Here is a 17,204-nt window from a genome sequence, read left to right on the forward strand (position 1 = left end):
GAAGCTCCTGTATGTCAGCGGGTGCGCGCGAATCGGATGCTGCCGTCGGCCTCCAGAATGCGGCGGAGGCTGCCCCGGTGGTGCAGGTGGTTGAGATGGGCGATTGCTTCACCCATCGCGAACATCACCTGATGGTTGTCGAGCTCGCGCAGAAACAGCGTAGGCAGCAGTTCGGCGGCGCTCATGGGGCGGTCGAGAGCAGCGATTAGTGCGCTGCAGCGATCCGCGTGGTGCGCTTCAAGTGCATTGATTCGTGAGCGAATTCCGCGGAAAGGCTTGCCATGTGATGGTAGCACGAGCGTGTCGTCGGGCAAGTTCGTGATGCGGTGCAGCGAAGACAGGAACTGACCCAGCGGGTCGTCGTCCGGGCTGGCCGCCTGCACGCTGACATTGGTCGAGATGCGGGGCAACAGCATGTCGCCGGAGATCAGCACGCCCAGCTCGGCGCAGTACAGGCTGGCGTGTTCGGGCGAATGACCGTGGCCGACGATGATCTCCCAGGCACGGCCGTCAATCGTCAGGTGGTCACCGTGCAGCATGCGTCGGTGCTGCTGCGGCAGCGCGATCACGCCGCGCTTGTAGGTGTTGCCGCGAGCATCCAGCGCGGCCAGCCGGGTCTCGTCCAGACCGTGCTGGCGGAAGAAGGCGGTCATGTCGGCCGAGGTGTGGCCGGGTACTGAATGCCACACCACTTTCGCTGCCAGATATTCCGCCTCGGTCATGAACACCGGGGCCCCGTCGCGCTCGGCCAGCCAGGCCGCCAGGCCGAGGTGATCGGGGTGAAAGTGGGTCACCACCATGCCCGAGATGCGCCGCCCGTCGGCCTGCAATATCTGCTCCCAGAAGGCCTGTGTCTCCGGCGTGCCGAAGCCGCTGTCGACGATGGCGATGTCGTCGCCGTCCTCGAGCAGCCACAGGTTGATGTGGTCGAGCGCGAAGGGCAGCGGCATGCGCACCCAGCTCACGCCAGGGGCGATTTCCAGTGCTTCGCCGGGGGCAGGGAGTTCGTCGAACGGGTAGTCGATGGTGTCGGGCTGCTTCACGCGCGGTGCTCCGCTGGTTTCAGACTGTCCGCATGGTAGCCGCGAAGCCCGGCAAGGTGTTTCCCCAAGGCGCACGCGATGGCTGTTCACGGGCCGAGATGGCAAACTGTCGTGTCTGCCAATCACCCCGCAAGGAGCCTGCGCAATGAGCGCTGCGATCGATTTCTGGTTCGATTTTTCTTCGCCGTATGCCTACATGATGTCCGAGCGCATTGATGCGCTTGCGGCCAAGCACGGGCGTGAGGTGAAGTGGCGCCCGTTCCTGCTCGGTGCGGTGTTCAAACATACCGGCAGCGTGCCGATGCCGTCACAGCCGCTGAAGGGCGAGTACAGCAAGAACGACCTGCTGCGCAGCGCGCGCTTCCTCGGCCTGCCGTGCCGCATGCCCGATGCCTTTCCGATTTCGACGCACCAGGCCTGCCGCGTCTATTACTGGCTGGAGTCGCGTAATCCGCAACTGGCGCATGATTTCGCGCAGGCAGTATTCCGCGCCTACTTCACCGAAAACCGCGACATCTCGCAGGTCGATGTGCTGCAGGATATCGGTGAGAAGCACGGTATCGAGCGTGATGCCGTGGTGGCCGCAACCGGCGACGATGCCGTGAAAAACCACCTGCGCGAAGTGTGCGAGGCGGCGATTGCCGGCGGCGTGTTCGGCGCGCCTTACGTGGTCATCGACGGCGAGCCGTTCTGGGGTGTCGACCGTTTGCCGCAGATCGAGCGCTGGCTCGAAACCGGCGGGTTCTGAGCGTCATGTACCCGCAGCGCGTGCGCATCGTCGAGGTCGGCCCGCGTGACGGCTTGCAGAACGAGTCGCAGCCGGTGTCGGCGGCCATCAAGGCGGAGCTGGTGGCGCGTCTGGCCGATGCCGGGCTGCGCAGCATCGAGACCACGGCCTTCGTGTCGCCCAAGTGGGTGCCGCAGATGGCCGACGCGGCCGAGGTCATGGGGCGTGTCAATGCCGCTCGCCGGGCTGGCGTTCGCCATGCCGCGCTGACGCCCAATCTGAAAGGCTTCGAGGCCGCGCTGGCCGCGGGGGTGGATGAAGTCGCGGTGTTTGCCGCCGCCTCGGAAGCCTTCAGTCAGCGCAACATCAATTGCAGCATTGCCGAATCGCTGGAGCGCTTCACGCCCTTGATGGCGGCCGCCCGCGAGGCCGGCATGCCGGTGCGCGGCTATATTTCCTGTGTTGTCGGCTGCCCGTACGAGGGGGCCGTGGAGCCGCAGGCGGTAGCAGACATTGCTGCGCGCTTGATGGACATGGGCTGCTACGAGGTTTCGCTGGGCGACACCATCGGCAGCGGCAATCCGGCCAGCGTGCGCGCCATGCTGGATGCCGTAATGCGCGCCGTGCAGACCGACAAATTGGCCGGCCATTATCACGACACTTGGGGTATGGCGATTGCCAACATCCTGGTGTCGCTCGAAGCGGGCATCGCTACCTACGATGCGTCCGTCGGCGGGTTGGGCGGTTGCCCGTATGCGCCGGGTGCCTCGGGTAACGTCGCCACCGAAGATGTGCTGTGGTTGTTGCAGGGGCTCGGCATCGAGACCGGCGTTGATCTGGCTCGCCTAGTCGATACCGCGACGTGGATAAGCCAGCAGTTGGGCCGCCCGCCGGCATCGCGCGTGGCCCCGGCATTAAAGGCACGTGAGGGCGCGAAATGCGCGAACTGAAGCAGCCTCCGGTTGCCCAAGTCTCCATGAACTCTTTACTGGACCAGTCAATCATCGAATCGCCCTGCGTGAGGCAATGCTGCATCGATGAAACTACCGGGCAGTGCGTAGGCTGCGCGCGCACTCTGGATGAAATCACTGCGTGGAGTCGGTTGGAGAATGCGGAAAAGCTGCGCGTGCTGGCCGCCGTGGAACAACGCAAAGCGGGCAGGGGAGCGAGTCGTGAGCGGCGCTGACTCGGGCTGTCTCGGTCTATGCGATATCGACTGGGATCAGGGGCTGTGCCTCGGTTGCGGGCGCAGCACGGATGAAATTTACGGCACTTCGGCGGACGAAAGCGCAGCGCCACCTGCCGATGAAGCCGCGCAGTGACATGGAGAGAGCCATGCAGGTCGTTTTGATCAGCGGATTGTCCGGGTCGGGCAAGAGCGTGGTGCTCAAAGCGCTGGAGGATTACGGCTATTTCGCGGTCGACAACCTGCCGGTCATGCTGCTGCCGCAGTTGGTCGAGCACTTGCGCGATGCCGGCCACAAGCATGTGGCGGTTGCCGTGGATGTGCGCTCGGGCTGGAACCTCGTTGATCTGCCGGCGCAGATCGGCGCCACGCGCAAGCTGGTGGGCGATCTGCGTCTGGTGTTCCTGAACGCGCGGGATGAAACGCTGATTGCGCGCTTTTCGGAAACGCGTCGCCGCCACCCGCTGGCGAACGACGACGTGACGCTGGCCGAAGCGATCCAGCGCGAGCGCGAGGCGCTGGGCGATATTGCCGAGATGGCGCACAACTTCGATACCAGCGATCTGCTGCCCAATACGCTGCGTGAGTGGATCCGCGATTTCGTCGGCATCGAGCCCACGCAAGGGCTGACGCTGCTGTTCCAGTCCTTCGGTTTCAAGTTCGGTATTCCGCTCGACGCCGATCTGGTGTTCGACGTGCGCAGCCTGCCCAACCCGCATTACGACCCTTTGCTGCGCCCTCTGACCGGGCGTGACCAGCCGGTTATCGACTATCTGTCGCGGGTGCCCGACGTCAATCGCATGGCGGACGACATCCAGCGCTTCGTTGCCGACTGGCTGCCGAGCTTCGTGCGCGACAACCGCAGTTATCTGACCGTGGCCATCGGCTGCACGGGTGGGCAGCACCGTTCGGTGTATCTCACCGAGCGCCTCGCGCGCGAGTTCCGGGACGAGGTGCAGGTGCTTGTGCGCCATCGTTCCATCAAGCAGAGCACGGCGGCCAACAAATGAAGTTCGCGCTCACCGCCGAATGGCGGGCGTTGATGCGCCCCGGCGATTACGCCACGCTGGGGCTGGCAGCGGCGGTGTGCGTGGTGTCGGTGTTGACCTTGTGGCGCGGCGGCGCGCCGGACAAGGTCGTGGTGCGCGCCGGTGGTCAGGTGTTCGCCGAGGCTTCGCTTGCACGCGCTTCGGTGATCGAAGTGCCGGGCCCGCTTGGCACGACGCTTATCGAAATCGAGCCGGGGCGCGCCCGCGTGGCCGAAGACCCCGGCCTGCGCCAGTACTGCGTGCGTCAAGGCTGGCTGACGCGCTCAGGGGCGACTGCCATCTGCGCACCCAATCAGGTCAGCCTGTCGCTGGCCGGCGGTTCGTCCGAATTCGATTCCCTCAATTACTGATGCGCAACCGCAGCGTGGCTCGCTCAGCGCGCCACGGCAATGCGGTTGCGTCCGCCCTGTTTGGCTTCGTACAGCATGGCGTCCGCCTGCTCGACCAGGATCAACTGCGATTCAGCTTGCTGCGGTTTGAGGGTGGCCACGCCGATGCTGACCGTCACGCTGGATGACGCTTCCGGTGCGATGTGCGGCAGTCGCAAGGCCTCGACGGCCAGTCGGACCTTCTCCGCGATCAACTGCGCGCCGCCGTTGCTGGTGTTGGGCAGGATCACCGCGAATTCCTCTCCGCCGTAGCGCGCAGGCAGATCCGACGGGCGGTTGCATACTTCGGCGATGCAGGTGGCGATCTCACGCAAGGTCTTGTCGCCCGCGACATGGCCGAAATGGTCGTTGAAGGCCTTGAAGTAATCCACGTCGATCATCAGCAGCGAAACCTGGTCGCGCGTGCGGATCGCTCGACTCCATTCAGCGCGCAGGCTCTCATCGAAGTGACGGCGGTTGGCTACGCCAGTGAGCGCGTCCGTGCGCATCATCTGCTGCAGCATCAAGTTGGTTTCGCTGAGTTGTCGCTGGCTCTCGCGCAGCGCGCGCAGTGCCTCGTCGCGCTCGGAAATCGCGCGGTAGGCTGCCGTGTGATAACGGATGCGGGCGATCAACTCGATGCTGTCGGGGAGTTTGACGAGGTAATCGTTGGCGCCGCGAGCGAATGCCTGACTCTTTACCGATGAATCCTCGCGCACCGACAGCACGATGACCGGTACATTCTCCAGTTGCGGGCAGCGGCGGTAATCGCTTAGCAGGTCCATGCCGTCGATGCCGGGCATCACCAGATCCTGCAGGATCAGCGAGGGTTGCAGCTGTCGTGCGGCGGCAAGTGCTTCGCGGCCCTCCGCGCAATAGTGGAAGTCGATGCCTTCTTCATCCTTGAGGGCCTGGCTGATGGCTTCGGCGATGATGGCTTGATCGTCGACGAGCATGACCATGACCGGAGTGGCCTCCGAAGGGTGCTCGGTCAGCGTGGTTTCGTCGTTCACGTCGTTCTCCATAAGGTGTCGGCTGATCGCTCAGCTGACGAGTTCCACAATGCGTTTCCCGATGCTGTCGAGGGGCAGTACTTCGACCGCGGCGTCGAGTGCCGCCGCCGCCTTGGGCATGCCGAATACGGCGCTGCTGGCCTGATCCTGGGCGATGGTGATGAACCCACGTGCGCGCATGCGCGCCAAGCCGACGGCGCCGTCGCGCCCCATGCCTGTCAGCAGCACACCAATGGCCCTGCCGCGCCAGTGCTGCACCACGCTGTCGAAGAAAAAGTCGATTGACGGGCGATACACGATGTTGCGGGGCGCCTCGGCATACTCCAGATTGCACTCGGGGGTGAGCCGCAAGTGGCTGGAGCCGGCGGCCATCAGCACGGCGCCGCGCTGCGGGCGGTCGCCTTCGACGGCCAGTCGCAACGGCAGGTTGGACACCGAGGCCAGCCAGTCGGCCATGCGTGCGGAAAACACATCGGAAATGTGTTGAACCAGAATGATCGAGCCGGGGAAGTCGGGGCGGAACTGCCCCAGCAGATTGCCCAGCGCCTGCGGCCCGCCCGCGGAGGCGCCGATTACCACCAGCGGTGGGCCATCGTCCCGTACGCCTTTCTCGTTGCGTGTAGCGTCCTGGCGCCGCGCTGCGCTGCTGCGCACGTTGCGCAGGCGCGCAGCGAGCACCGACGCATCGATGCGCAGGGTCTCGCCCTCGATGTTCGCCGGCACCACGTCGCGTGCACCGGCACCGGTGGCTTCGAAGACCCGCGCAATGTCCGACTCGGTCTCGGTCATGGGCATCAGCGCCAGCACGGGGCAGGCCATCTCGTGCACGATGCTGCGCACGAACTCCATCATGCTGCCCCAGCGGCGTGTGACCACCAGGTCGACCAACACCACGTCCGGGGTGTCATCGCGCGTGCGCCTCAGGGCAAAGCCGGCATCCGACTCGCACCAGATCACTTCGTGACCCGCGGTGCGCACCGCACGCCGCAGAACCGACTCGAACGTCGGATCGGACAAGGCTATTCCGACCCTCATGCATCCTCCTTGCCCAGCAGCATGCGCACTGCCTGCAACAAGCCGTCGTCCTGGAAGCTGGACTTGGCGAGATAGTAATCGGCACCGGCTTCGAGGCCGCGCAGGCGGTCCTCTTCACGGTCCTTGTACGAAAGAATCATCACCGGCAGGCTGGCAAAGCGCGCTTCGCGGCGCAGCAGGCGCACGAACTCGATACCGTCCATGCGCGGCATGTCGATGTCGGTGATGAGCAGATCGAACTCCCCCGCCCGCAGTGTGTTCCAGCCGTCCATGCCATCCACCGCCACTTCCACATCATAGCCATGGCTGGCCAGCAGCTTGCGCTGCAGTTCGCGCACGGTGAGTGAATCCTCCACCACCAGCACGCGTTGGGCGCGTTGCCCGCTGCCTGCGGCCACAGCCCGGCCGAGCGATTCCACATGGCCCTCGCTGAGCAGTTTTCCGATGGAGGCGTTGATGTCTTCGATGTCGAGGATCAGCACCGGTGAGCCATCGTCGAGCAGAGCGCCTGCGGCCACGTCCTGGATCTTGCCCAGCCGGGCGTCGAGCGGCACCACAGCCAGCATGTGCTCGCCGGCGAACGCTTCGACGACGATGCCGTGAAGGCCGTCGGCATCGCGCAGCACCACGACCGGAATGCTGTCGGTGGCCGGTGTGCCGGGCGGGCGTTGCAGCAGTTGGGCGGCCGATATCAGGCCCACATGTTGGTCGTCGTGCCAGAAGTGCTGGCGCCCCTCGAGCTCGACGATGCGCGAGGGATCGAGGCGCAGCATGTGTTCGATCTGTGCCAGAGGGAAGGCGTAAGGCTCACCGCCGATAGTGGTCACCAGACTGCGCACCATCGAAAGCGTCAGCGGCACTTCAAGGCGGAAGGTGCAGCCTGCGCCGGGGCGCGACTCAAGGCGCACGTTGCCGCGCACCTGACGCAGATCGTGCTGCACTGCATCCAGCCCCACGCCGCGCCCCGAGACCTCGGTGACGGTCGTGCGCATGCTGAAGCCGGGCAGGAACAGGAACGTCAGCAGCTCGGCTTCGCTCAGGTGCGCGGCCGTGGCGGCGCTGGCGAAGCGGCGCTGCACCACCTCGTGGCGCAGCGCCTCGAGATCGATGCCGGCGCCGTCGTCGGACAGGTCGAGCAGCAGCATGCCGGCACGCTGGCGGGCGCTCAGCGTGATCACGCCTTCCTCCGGTTTGCCGGCGGCGCTGCGGGCTGCGGGTGTTTCGATGCCGTGGTCGACGGCGTTGCGCAGCAGGTGGGTGAGCGGCGCATCGAGCTTGTCCAGCACCTCGCGGTCCACCGGTGTGTTGCTGCCTTCGATCACAAGACGCACCTTCTTGCCCAGTGTGCGGGCCAGGTCGCGCGCCATGCGTTCGCGCCCGCCGAGCAGATCGGAGAACGGACGCATGCGCGACTTCTGGGCGGCTGCGAGCACCGCCTGGGCGCGTTGCGTGTTGCTCCAGGATGCGGCCTCGAAGGTGTGCAGGTGGGCATCGATCTGGCGTTGGCTCTCGGCCACCTGCTCGCGCAGGTCGGTGAGCAGCGCACGCGAGCGCAGGTCGAGCGCCAGCGTCAGCAATTGCTCCTGCAGCACGTCGAGCGCCCGTCGCGTGCGCATCTTCTGGCGTTTGAGGCGTTGCAGGTCGCTCCCTAGATTGCGCAGGCGGTGCGCTCCGATCACTGCCTTGCCGGAGGCGTCGAGCAACTCGGTGATGCGCCCGGCGGAAATGCGGATCCAGTCGCTGCCGCTCCCCGTGCCGTCGGATTCGGGCAGCGCGGGCGGTGCAGAGGGCGGCACGTGGAGGTCGGTCTGCGCTGCGGCGCTTGAGTGCTCAGCGGTATGCGCGGGCTGGGTGTAGGGCAGCAGGGTTTCGAGCCGGCCGATCAGGGGGCTGATGTCTTCGCCGCTGAAACTCGTAGGCTGTGCGCCGAGACGGCGCATCTGGTCCGTAGCCTCGAACAGCGTGTCGATGCAGCGTCGGTCGAGCGTCAGTTCGCCGTTCTGGGCGGCCACGAACACGTCTTCCATGGCATGCGCGATGAGCACGCCGGACTCTACGCCAACCACGCGCGCTGCGCCCTTGAGCGAGTGTGCTGCGCGCATGCACGCCTCGAGCTGGGTGGCGTGTTGCGGCTCACGCTCGAGCACCAGCAAGCCGTCGTCCAGCGCGGTGGTCTGGGTCTCCGATTCCTGGCGGAACAGTTCGAGCAGCGTGGTGTTCATGGCTGCGGCTCCGTCATCCGAAACAGGCGTTGATACGCGCTGCGAGTTGCTCGGGGTCGATCAGCGTCACGCTGCGCGGGCCGCAGCGGGCGACCCCCAGGGCCACGGCTTGCAGGGGCTCGGCGGTGTCTTTGCCCGGCGCCTGGATGTCGTCGTCCGCGATGCGCGTGATTTCGGCCACTTCATCGACCGGTGCGGCCACCCGGCCGTGCTCTCCGCCGAGAATCAACACCTGCGCCACGGTTCGCCCGCGCGTGTCGTCTTGCACGGCGAGGGCGATCTCGAACAGCCGCTTGAGGTCGAAACACGGTGCCAATGTGCCATTCACGTTGGTGACACCCAGCAAGGCATTGGCGCGTGCGTGCGGCAATGCGTGCACTGGTGAGGGCTCGATGATGGCGTCGAGCGCGCGCGTGGGCAGTGCCAGCCATGCGTCGGCCAGGCGGAAGATAGTGTAGCTGCGGCCCGTTGCAAGTGCTGGAGTGGAGAGGTCGCTGACTTCCGCTTCGATTTCCACGCTCAGGCGGTCACGCTGGGCTGCCGCCGCGACCTCGAACACCGGACAGTTGCGGCAGTGCACGTATTCCGTCAGGCGTTCGCAACTGCGATCACCCCGTACGCCGATGCGATTCCAGCAATCGTCGATCGGGGCGTCCGCTGCGGCGTTGCGCATGCCGTCATGCCTCATGTGCAGGGCCTCCGCTGTTGGAAGCGTCGTTGGCTCTCAGGCGCAGGGCGCGGGCACCGGCGTGGTCGCCGCGTGCGGCCAGCAACAGCGCCAGATGGCCCATGGCCTCGACATGGCTCGGGTCGAGGTAGAGCGCCTTGCGGTAATAGTCCAGGGCCAGCGTGGCGCTGCCGTTCTGGTCGTGCAGCAACCCGAGCCAGAAATACACGGTGGCGGACGGGCCGAGCACCAGCAAGGTTTCGAAGGCTTCGCGCGCGCCGCGCGCATCGCCGGATTCGGCCAGTGCGATGGCTGCGGCCAGCCGCTCCTCGTCGTTGGGCGCTGCCTGCGGCATCGTCGGTGCTGCGGGCGGGCGCGCGCGCGCGGCAAGCGGCCGCACTTCACGCTTGGGCGCGGCCGGTGCCGTGGCGGGCTTGCGGATGGCCGCGGCGATGGGGGCCGGCTGCGGGCGCGCGTGGGTGAAGGTCACGGCCTGGCGCGGGCCGATGCTGTGCAGGCCGGCCTCGGTCAGCAAGCCAGCCTCTGCGGGTGCTGCAAACAGGATGCCGTCCGGGCGCAGCATGCGCTTGAGGGCGTCGATGGCCGCGCTGCGCGTGGGCGCGTCGAAATAGATCAGCAGGTTGCGGCAGAAGACGATGTCGAAGGTCGCACCCAGTGCCGCGGGCAGCGCAGGGTCCAGCACGTTGCCCAGGTGGAAGCTGACACAGTCGCGTGCCTGGGGGTTGAGTTCGTATTCGCCCGCACTGACCGAGAAGTGGTGAGCGCAGCGTGCGTCGTTGCCGCGAAACGCGCGTGCCGGATAACGCGCGGCCTCGGCGATGCGCAGTACGCGCGGGCTGATGTCGAGCGCGTCGATGCGGATGCGTGTGGCCGGCAGGCCGGCATCGAGCAAGGTCATGGCGATCGAGTAGGGTTCTTCGCCGGTGGCGCACGGCAGGCTCAGGATGCGCAGCGGCGCGGAGTCCCGGCGGCTGCTTGCATGCTCGGCCAGCGCCGTGAACGAGTCGGGGTAACGGAAGAAACTGGTCTCCGGCACCACCACGGCGTCGATCAGTGATTGCTGCTCCTCGGGCTCGGCGTTGAGGCGCCGCCAGTACGCCTGCTCGTCCGTCAGGCGCGTGTCGCGCATGCGCATACGCACCGCGCGAGTGACCGCCGAGCGGCCGATCGAGGGTACATGCAGGCCGATGCGCTCGGTCAGGAAGGCCTCGATGTGTTCGATCATCGGGTGGTCTCGTGACGATCGAACAGGCGCGCCCGCACGTCCGGCGGCAGCAGCGCGTCCACTTCGATGCGCTGGATGAGGGCCTCGCCCTGACGCGCGACTGCACCCAGATACTCGCCCGGGCGTGGAGGGATGGGCGGCTCGCGGAAGGCTTCGTCGTCGAGCACCATCGTGCCGCTGACGCGCTCGAGCAACAGCCCGAGCGGCCCGCCTTCGCTGTCGACCAGCACGATGCGCGTGGCCATGCGATTGGCCGCCGGCTGGCCGGTGGTGCGCTGCACCAGATCGACCACCGGAAGCACCTCTCCGCGCTGTTCGATCAGACCGGCCAGCCATGCGGGCTCTTCGGGCAAGGCCTTGATCTTGCGCAGCGCAAGCACCTCGCGTACCTGGGCAGCGCGAATCGCATAGCGGTCATCGCCGAGCTTGAATACGAGGTGGAGCAGGCCGCGTCGGGCAGACGCGGTGCCCGGTTCAGGCTTGCTCATCGGTGTTGATCTTGAAACGCCCGACGCCCGCGCGCAGGCTGCCGGCGACTTCGCTCAGATCATCGATGGCCAGGCCGCTCTGGCGCAGCGATTCGACGGTCTGCTCGGTGGCCTCGCCAAGCTGTTCGAGTGCCAGATTGATCTGGCCGGCACCGGCCGCCTGGGTGTGCATGCCGCCACGCACCGATTCCATCTGCGGAGCCAGATCCTGCACGTCATGCAGGATGCGGGCGAGCTGATCGCCGAGTTGCGTCATCTCGCGGTTGCCGCGCCCGACGTCGTCGGAGAATTTCTCCATGCCCATGACGCCGGCGGAAATGGCGGACTGCACCTCGCGGATCATCTGTTCGATGTCGTAGGTGGCTACGGCGGTCTGATCGGCCAGACGGCGTACTTCGGCCGCCACCACGGCAAAGCCGCGCCCGTGCTCGCCGGCCTTCTCGGCTTCGATGGCGGCGTTGAGCGACAGCAGGTTGGTCTGGTCAGCCACCTTCACGATGGTGGTGACCACCTGGTTGATGTTGATGGCTTTCTCGTTGAGCAAGGCGAGTTTGGCGTTGACCACCTCGGCGGCGTCGGTGACGCGGCGCATCACGTCGTTCATGCGCTCGAGCCCGGCCTGGCCGGTCTCGGCGAGCGAGGCCGTGTCGTCGACGACCTTGGAAACCTCGTCCAGCGTGTGCGCCAGTGCCTGGGCGGTGTTGGAGATGTCGCGCGAGGTCTCGCCGATGGTCTGCGCGGTGGAGGCGGTTTCGGTGGCGGTGGCCTGCTGTTCGGTGGAGGCGGCGGCCATCTGCGCCACCGACGAGGTCATGCGCACGGCCGAGCGTTGCGACTGCGCCACCAGCCGCTTCAGATCCGCTACCGTCGAGTTGAAGCCTTGTTCGATGGAGGCGAATTCGTCGTTGCGGCCGAGGTCGATGCGGGCGGACAGGTCGCCGGTGGCGAGCACGCGCAGCTTGCCGACGATCTGTTCGATGGGGGCGGTCATGCTGTGCAGCAACGAGCGGCCGCTCAGCAGCGCAATGAGCACTACCAGCACGACGGTGACGACCAGCATCACTTCGACCCAGATGACTTCGTTGTCGATGTCGAGAATGGCGACATCCACGGCGGCATTGTTGTCCGCCACCAGACGGCCGAGAATTTCACGCCCGGCCTGCCAGGCGGGCAACAGGTCGCGCCGCCCGAGCGTCAGCGCTTCGGCAAGCTGACCGCGACTGGTCAGGTCGAGTACGCGGTCGAACACCACGAAATACGATTCGTAGGCCACCTCGAAGGCGTTGGCGTCGAGCTTGACAGTGGTTGCGTTGGCGGCCAGATAGTCACGCCAGGTGTCATCCATCTGGCGGGTGATGGAGCGCAGACGCAAGGTACGCTCTTCAAGCTCCTGCGCGGGGATGGCGGCTTCGTCGCGGAGCAGGAAGAGGCGCTGGGTCTCGAGCAGGTGGTCGGCCCAAAGCACGCGCATGCGGGCGGCGCTGAGCATGCCCGGCGTGGCCGATTCGCGCACTTCGGTGACCTGGCGATCGATGGTGAACATCATCGCGAATACGGATGTGGCGAGGATCAGGAGGATCGCGATGATTGCTGCAAAGCTCGCCAGAAGGCGCTTTCTGACGGTCCAGTGTTTCATGCCATTCTCCCGATGGGTATGCCGCGCGATTCAGTTTGCTACAAAGTGTGGCCGACTTTAACCACACGCAGCGAGGCGAGCAAGCACAGTCCGGCGGGCGTCGGGCGGAGGTTTCGTTTCAGTGGCGCGGAAGCTGCCGGTTGTGGCGCCGAGCGGCGGGCCGGGTGTGCTCAGCTCGACGTACGGTCGTCGCTCGGGTCAGGCAAGCTGGTATGTGTGGTGATGGTGTTGCGGCCCTTGCGCTTGGCCGTGTAACACGCGAGATCCGCGGCCACCAATGCGTCTCCCGACGAGGCCAGGTGGCCGTCGAGTGCGACCAGTCCGATGCTCACGCCGACCGTGAAGGTCTGGTCGCCCCATTCGAAGCGGTCGTTCGCCACGGCGTGGATCAACCCTTCGGCCACATGATGCGCTTCATCCAGCTCACAGCCACGCAGGATCAGGCCGAATTCGTCTCCGCCGATGCGGCACAGCAGGTCGCCGCTGCGCACGCGGTGGCGGATCAGCTCGGCGATGCGCGCCAGCAAGGCATCGCCGGCGGCATGGCCGGCGGTGTCGTTGACGATCTTGAAGCGGTCCAGGTCGAGGAAGCACAGCACCGATGCGTCGCTGGCCCGGCGGGAGGCCGACACCGCATCTTCGAGCGCCTGCTCGAAGGCGCGGCGGTTGGGCAACTTGGTGAGTGGGTCGTGGGTGGCCTGATAGGCCAGTTGTTGGGTGGCTTCGTCGATGCGTTGCTGCATGGTGTGCTGCGAGTCGGCAATAGCCGAAGCCATGGTGTTGAAGCCGTTCTGCAGGGTGCGCAGTTCGACCAGGTCGGCGTTCGGTGAAACCCGCGTGTCGAGCCGGCCTTCCGACATGTCGCGTACGGCTTCGGCCAGACGGCTCAGCGGGCGCGACACGGCGCCCGACAGGCCCAGCGTCAGCAGCAAGGTCAGGAAGATCACCGTGGACGTGATGGCCAGCGTGGTGTTGAGCATGGCTTGCTTGTGCGCGGCGAGCGTTGCCGTGTCGAGTTCGACATGCACCCAGCCGACGATAAGCGACTGCTCGACGAATGAAGGCGGGCTGCTTTCATCGAAGCGGGCAGGAGCCAGCGACACCGGGGCGACAGCGGCCACCCGCCCGTTGTCGAGGCTGAGCACCTGTGCTTGCGTGTGGCGGTCATCCCGCGTCAAGGCCTCGGTGTCGAAGCCGCGCCGTCCGCTGCTGGCCAACACGAAGCCGTCGGAGTCGATGATGCTGGCCGCAGCCACGTCACGTTGCTCCAGAACCGCTTCGAGCAGGCTCTGCAGTGCAAACACGTTGCCCGAGATGACGCCGTATTCGGCAGCCGGGGCGAGGAAACTGACGATGGCCTGGGCGCGCTCGCGCAGTGCTGCATCCGCCTGTGCGTTGCTGTGTCGTAGCAGGAAGCTGCTCAGGCCAGCCGCTAGCAGCACGGCCGGTACGAGCACCATCAGCACCAGGCGTTGGCGCAGGGAGAGTCGGTGCATCACGGCTGCCTCCCGGCGGCAACGGCCGCGCGCAAGGTGTCCTCATCGGGCACGGTCAGGTTGAGTGCACGCGCAACGCGCGTATTGACGGCAATATCGAAATGGCGCGCGTTGCGCGGCGCCGGCAGGCGCTGGGTGTCGGTCAGCCCTTCCAGCCACTCGATCAGGTCGCGCGTGGCGGTGGCCGGTGTGGAGAACACGGCAGCCAGCGCTCCCGCCTCGACCCACGCGCGCGAGTAAGCAAACAGCGGGCGCTGCATGCGGTAGCTGGTGAGCAGCAGTGCTCGCGCCACGGTGGGGTTGGAGACCACCGCGTCCGGCAAGGTCAGCACGGCATTGCAGCGGCCAAGCATGCGCTCGATGACTGGCAGCACGTCGCGCGCACTGGCGGCGAAGTCCGTGCGCAACGCAATCTCCAGGCGGCTGGCAGTGGCCTCGAAGCTGGCCTGCGCGCCTTGGCTTTCCGGCCCGAACAGCACACCAAGGCATGTCGTGCGTGGCATCACGGCGCTCAGCAGGGCAAGGTGACGTTCCGGGGGTTGATCCAGATACAGCGCGGTGATCGGGGCTTGAGGCCCGGCCGCGCGAATGCGCGCGAATTCGTTCTCCGTGACCAGGGCTGCCAGCACTGGTGTGCTGCCATGCATGACCGTCTGCGCGGCATTCGCGCCCAGGGCGATGATCAGGCTGCTCGTCTTGAGTGCCGCGCTGTCGATGCCGTGCTCCGCGTCTCCTGCCAGGAACAGTCGGTGGCGTGTGTTGGCCGCAAGGATGGAGTCAGCCACTTCACGCTCCAGCCCCTGGGCGCGCGAGGTGATGACGGCGATGTCGTGGGCCAAGGCGCTCGAGGCGGACAGCCAGATGAGCAAAATCAATACAAGCGGCTTCCACAGCCGTGACGAGATGAACTTCAACGCGAGAAGGCGTCGAGTCACCATGAAGTGCGCACACTGGCGAAGAGGCGGGGTTCGTGGCGGAACTTCCCGCCGTCGAACTCCGGATAGCGCCCGCCCAAGCCCTGGAAAGTCAGGGCGAATTCGTTGTCGCTGCCCGGCGGGCCGAAGCTGCGCGCCAGCTTCAGGTCGAAGCGATCACGCTTCTTCATGGCGCCGCCATCGTTCAGCCAGTGCACTGCATGTTGATGGTAGTAGCCCAGACTAGCCCGCCAGCGCTGGGGGAGATCCTTGATGAGTAGCAGTGAGGTGGAAGAGTAAGGCGCACTGTTTTGAAGGTTTTCTTCCTCTTCGACGTTAGTGCGTATATCGGTAAAAGCCTGCGAGAGGATTACGCGACCCCAGCCCGGCCGCTTCCAGTCGACGGTGACTTCGCCTCCACGCACGGTCGTGCTACCAAGGTTGAGGAAGTAATACATTGAGCGCGACAAACGCTGATTCGCAAGCACCGTGTCCGGTGGCACGACAAAGTTAGTGCTGCCGCAGAAGTCGCTGTTGGTGCCGTTGCGTGGGTAACGGCAGGCTTCGTCGTCGAGGTAGCCATCGTACCGATCATGGAAAACACGTGCATCAATTGACAGGCCGTGATTCGGGAGCCGAGCGATGTAGCCGATTTCAATGTGCCTGACTTCCTCGGGATCAACATCTTGAGCAGCGGTATAGAGCATGCGCACGATCTGCCCTTGATACCGAATGGTTTCCTTCGCGTAAGACTCCATTAATGAAGGGGCCCGGTAGGACTTACCCATCGAAAGGCGAAGCGCTGAGTTGGAGTCAATCGCGTAATTGAGCGCCAAGCGCGGCGAGAACAGTTTGCCGCTGTAGTCGTGTTGTTCGTATGTGCCGCCGATATTGATGGAGAGCGGTTCGAGCGGGCGCCAAGTCAAGCTGCCAAAGGTGTGCCAATAGTTGGCTCGCAGCGTTTTGTCGGTATCGAAATAGCGTTGTGACTGCGCGGTGTCTTGTCGGGCGCCAGCGCCAGCCAGGAAGCCCAGGCTCTGACCAAGCATGCCGGAGTACTGCATTTCAATGCTGTGACGGCCGGTGTCTGTATCAACATCCGTGTGAATCGGTCGAGCGTCCTCGGTGATCACCCAGCCAGCGCGTCGGCGATGGGCCTGATGGTGGTACTGCACGGTGAATTCGCTATCAGGGGTGAGCGTGCGCGTCCAAGCCGCATGGATCGAGTAAGAGCGAATTTTTTCGTCGCGGATTGGCCATTCGGCGGACTCATCCGACGTGGTGGGATAGCCGCGATCATCGATGCCCTGCACTAAGCCGACTTGAAGGCGCAGTTCATCCTGCACGGACACCTGCGTCGCGGCTTTAAGGTTTACGACCGTACGGCTGATTGACTCTTGGGAGTAGACATCGATGTCGCCTCCGTCGATGGCGGTGTACGGTTTGAAGTTGCGTGCTTCGCGTTTCGATGCGCTCAAGCGCCAATCGATGGGCGAGCCCAAAACACTGTTAAGGCGCACGCCGTGGTCGTAAAAGCCATCCTTCCCAAGGCGGGAAATTACCGTCATGCCGTCTTCAGTGGCCGGAGTGCGAGTAATGATGTTGATGACGCCTTGAAAAGCGTTGGCGCCATAGGCCGCACCGTGGGGGCCTCGCACGACCTCAATGCGGTCAATATCATCGACGCGCAAAGGTAGGTCTTGCCAGAGTGTGTTGCCCCACAAGGGGTCGTTCACCGTGCGACCATCCACGAGGACCTTGATGCGCCGATCAAATGCGTCCCCCATGCCGTGGTTGGCCACGGTGGGTGAGCCGTTGGGCCAGTCGGCGACCAGAAAGCCGGGCACCAGCCGCATCAGGTCGTGGACTTCGGTGAAGCCTGAGGCGTTGATCATTTCGCGGTCGATGATGGTCACCGGTGCCGGTGCGTCGAGCGGCGACTGGGCCAGGCGCGAGGCGGTGAGCACGACCGGCAGCGGGTCGAAGAAGCTTTCCTGGGCCCATGCATCCAGTGTTGCCAGCGTGGCGCATGACAACAACAGTGCTTGGTGTGGAGCAAGACGCATCTTCGGGACCTGACAGTGATTGCTCGCGATTATGCCTGTGTCACTGAT

General features: G+C 65.3%; 17 protein-coding genes. 6 read left to right on the plus strand and 11 right to left on the minus strand.

Going from position 1 to position 17,204, the window contains the following annotated elements:
* Nucleotides 1–14: 14 nt before the first annotated feature.
* A complete protein-coding gene (locus AC6H0W_RS05270; RefSeq protein ID WP_497576084.1) occupies nt 15–1,043 on the minus strand; it encodes an MBL fold metallo-hydrolase in 1,029 nt (342 codons plus the stop codon).
* A 145-nt stretch (nt 1,044–1,188) separates the two neighbouring features.
* Between AC6H0W_RS05270 and AC6H0W_RS05275 the strand changes: the two genes are divergently transcribed.
* Genes AC6H0W_RS05275 through AC6H0W_RS05300 form a run of 6 tightly spaced genes read left to right on the plus strand, consistent with a single transcriptional unit; the run spans nt 1,189 to nt 4,355 of the window.
* Nucleotides 1,189–1,791 (plus strand): 2-hydroxychromene-2-carboxylate isomerase, encoded by a 603-nt coding sequence (locus AC6H0W_RS05275; protein ID WP_497576085.1) that lies wholly within the window; start codon nt 1,189–1,191, stop codon nt 1,789–1,791.
* A 5-nt stretch (nt 1,792–1,796) separates the two neighbouring features.
* Nucleotides 1,797–2,720 carry a hydroxymethylglutaryl-CoA lyase gene (locus AC6H0W_RS05280; RefSeq protein WP_497576086.1) on the plus strand — a complete coding sequence of 308 codons (924 nt, stop codon included), beginning with the start codon at nt 1,797–1,799 and terminating at the stop codon, nt 2,718–2,720.
* 26 nt (nt 2,721–2,746) lie between these two features.
* Nucleotides 2,747–2,956, plus strand: a complete 210-nt coding sequence (locus AC6H0W_RS05285) for a DUF1289 domain-containing protein (protein WP_497576190.1) — start codon at nt 2,747–2,749, stop codon at nt 2,954–2,956.
* Nucleotides 2,943–3,092 carry a DUF1289 domain-containing protein gene (locus AC6H0W_RS05290; protein ID WP_497576087.1) on the plus strand — a complete coding sequence of 50 codons (150 nt, stop codon included), beginning with the start codon at nt 2,943–2,945 and terminating at the stop codon, nt 3,090–3,092. The genes AC6H0W_RS05285 and AC6H0W_RS05290 overlap by 14 nt, the downstream gene beginning before the upstream one ends.
* 13 nt (nt 3,093–3,105) lie before the next feature.
* Entirely contained in the window at nt 3,106–3,966 is an 861-nt protein-coding gene (gene rapZ / locus AC6H0W_RS05295; protein WP_497576088.1) for an RNase adapter RapZ, read from the plus strand.
* A complete protein-coding gene (locus tag AC6H0W_RS05300) occupies nt 3,963–4,355 on the plus strand; it encodes a NusG domain II-containing protein (protein ID WP_497576089.1) in 393 nt (130 codons plus the stop codon). The genes rapZ and AC6H0W_RS05300 overlap by 4 nt, the downstream gene beginning before the upstream one ends.
* Before the next feature lie 23 nt (nt 4,356–4,378).
* On the opposite strand, the gene AC6H0W_RS05305 is transcribed toward AC6H0W_RS05300, so the two are convergent.
* The 10 genes from AC6H0W_RS05305 to AC6H0W_RS05350 all read right to left on the minus strand — a co-directional run bounded on the left by AC6H0W_RS05305 (nt 4,379) and on the right by AC6H0W_RS05350 (nt 17,156).
* Entirely contained in the window at nt 4,379–5,386 is a 1,008-nt protein-coding gene (locus tag AC6H0W_RS05305) for a diguanylate cyclase (protein ID WP_497576090.1), read from the minus strand.
* Nucleotides 5,387–5,416: 30 nt separating this feature from the next.
* Entirely contained in the window at nt 5,417–6,421 is a 1,005-nt protein-coding gene (locus tag AC6H0W_RS05310; RefSeq protein WP_497576091.1) for a chemotaxis protein CheB, read from the minus strand.
* Complete coding sequence (locus AC6H0W_RS05315) at nt 6,418–8,643, minus strand: hybrid sensor histidine kinase/response regulator (RefSeq protein ID WP_497576092.1); 2,226 nt, start codon at nt 8,641–8,643, stop codon at nt 6,418–6,420. The genes AC6H0W_RS05310 and AC6H0W_RS05315 overlap by 4 nt, the downstream gene beginning before the upstream one ends.
* Nucleotides 8,644–8,656: 13 nt before the next feature.
* A complete protein-coding gene (locus AC6H0W_RS05320) occupies nt 8,657–9,331 on the minus strand; it encodes a chemotaxis protein CheW (RefSeq protein WP_497576093.1) in 675 nt (224 codons plus the stop codon).
* Nucleotides 9,321–10,556 (minus strand): CheR family methyltransferase, encoded by a 1,236-nt coding sequence (locus tag AC6H0W_RS05325; protein WP_497576094.1) that lies wholly within the window; start codon nt 10,554–10,556, stop codon nt 9,321–9,323. The genes AC6H0W_RS05320 and AC6H0W_RS05325 overlap by 11 nt, the downstream gene beginning before the upstream one ends.
* Nucleotides 10,553–11,044 (minus strand): chemotaxis protein CheW, encoded by a 492-nt coding sequence (locus AC6H0W_RS05330; protein ID WP_497576095.1) that lies wholly within the window; start codon nt 11,042–11,044, stop codon nt 10,553–10,555. Before AC6H0W_RS05330 ends, AC6H0W_RS05325 begins: the two co-directional genes overlap by 4 nt.
* Nucleotides 11,031–12,680, minus strand: a complete 1,650-nt coding sequence (locus tag AC6H0W_RS05335) for a methyl-accepting chemotaxis protein (protein WP_497576096.1) — start codon at nt 12,678–12,680, stop codon at nt 11,031–11,033. Before AC6H0W_RS05335 ends, AC6H0W_RS05330 begins: the two co-directional genes overlap by 14 nt.
* A 170-nt stretch (nt 12,681–12,850) precedes the next feature.
* Complete coding sequence (locus AC6H0W_RS05340; protein ID WP_497576097.1) at nt 12,851–14,176, minus strand: GGDEF domain-containing protein; 1,326 nt, start codon at nt 14,174–14,176, stop codon at nt 12,851–12,853.
* Complete coding sequence (locus AC6H0W_RS05345) at nt 14,176–15,114, minus strand: ABC transporter substrate-binding protein (protein WP_497576098.1); 939 nt, start codon at nt 15,112–15,114, stop codon at nt 14,176–14,178. The genes AC6H0W_RS05340 and AC6H0W_RS05345 overlap by 1 nt, the downstream gene beginning before the upstream one ends.
* A complete protein-coding gene (locus tag AC6H0W_RS05350; RefSeq protein WP_497576099.1) occupies nt 15,108–17,156 on the minus strand; it encodes a TonB-dependent receptor plug domain-containing protein in 2,049 nt (682 codons plus the stop codon). The genes AC6H0W_RS05345 and AC6H0W_RS05350 overlap by 7 nt, the downstream gene beginning before the upstream one ends.
* Between the last annotated feature and the right edge of the window lie 48 nt (nt 17,157–17,204).

The organism is Pseudazoarcus sp. NS20 (genome assembly GCF_059703745.1).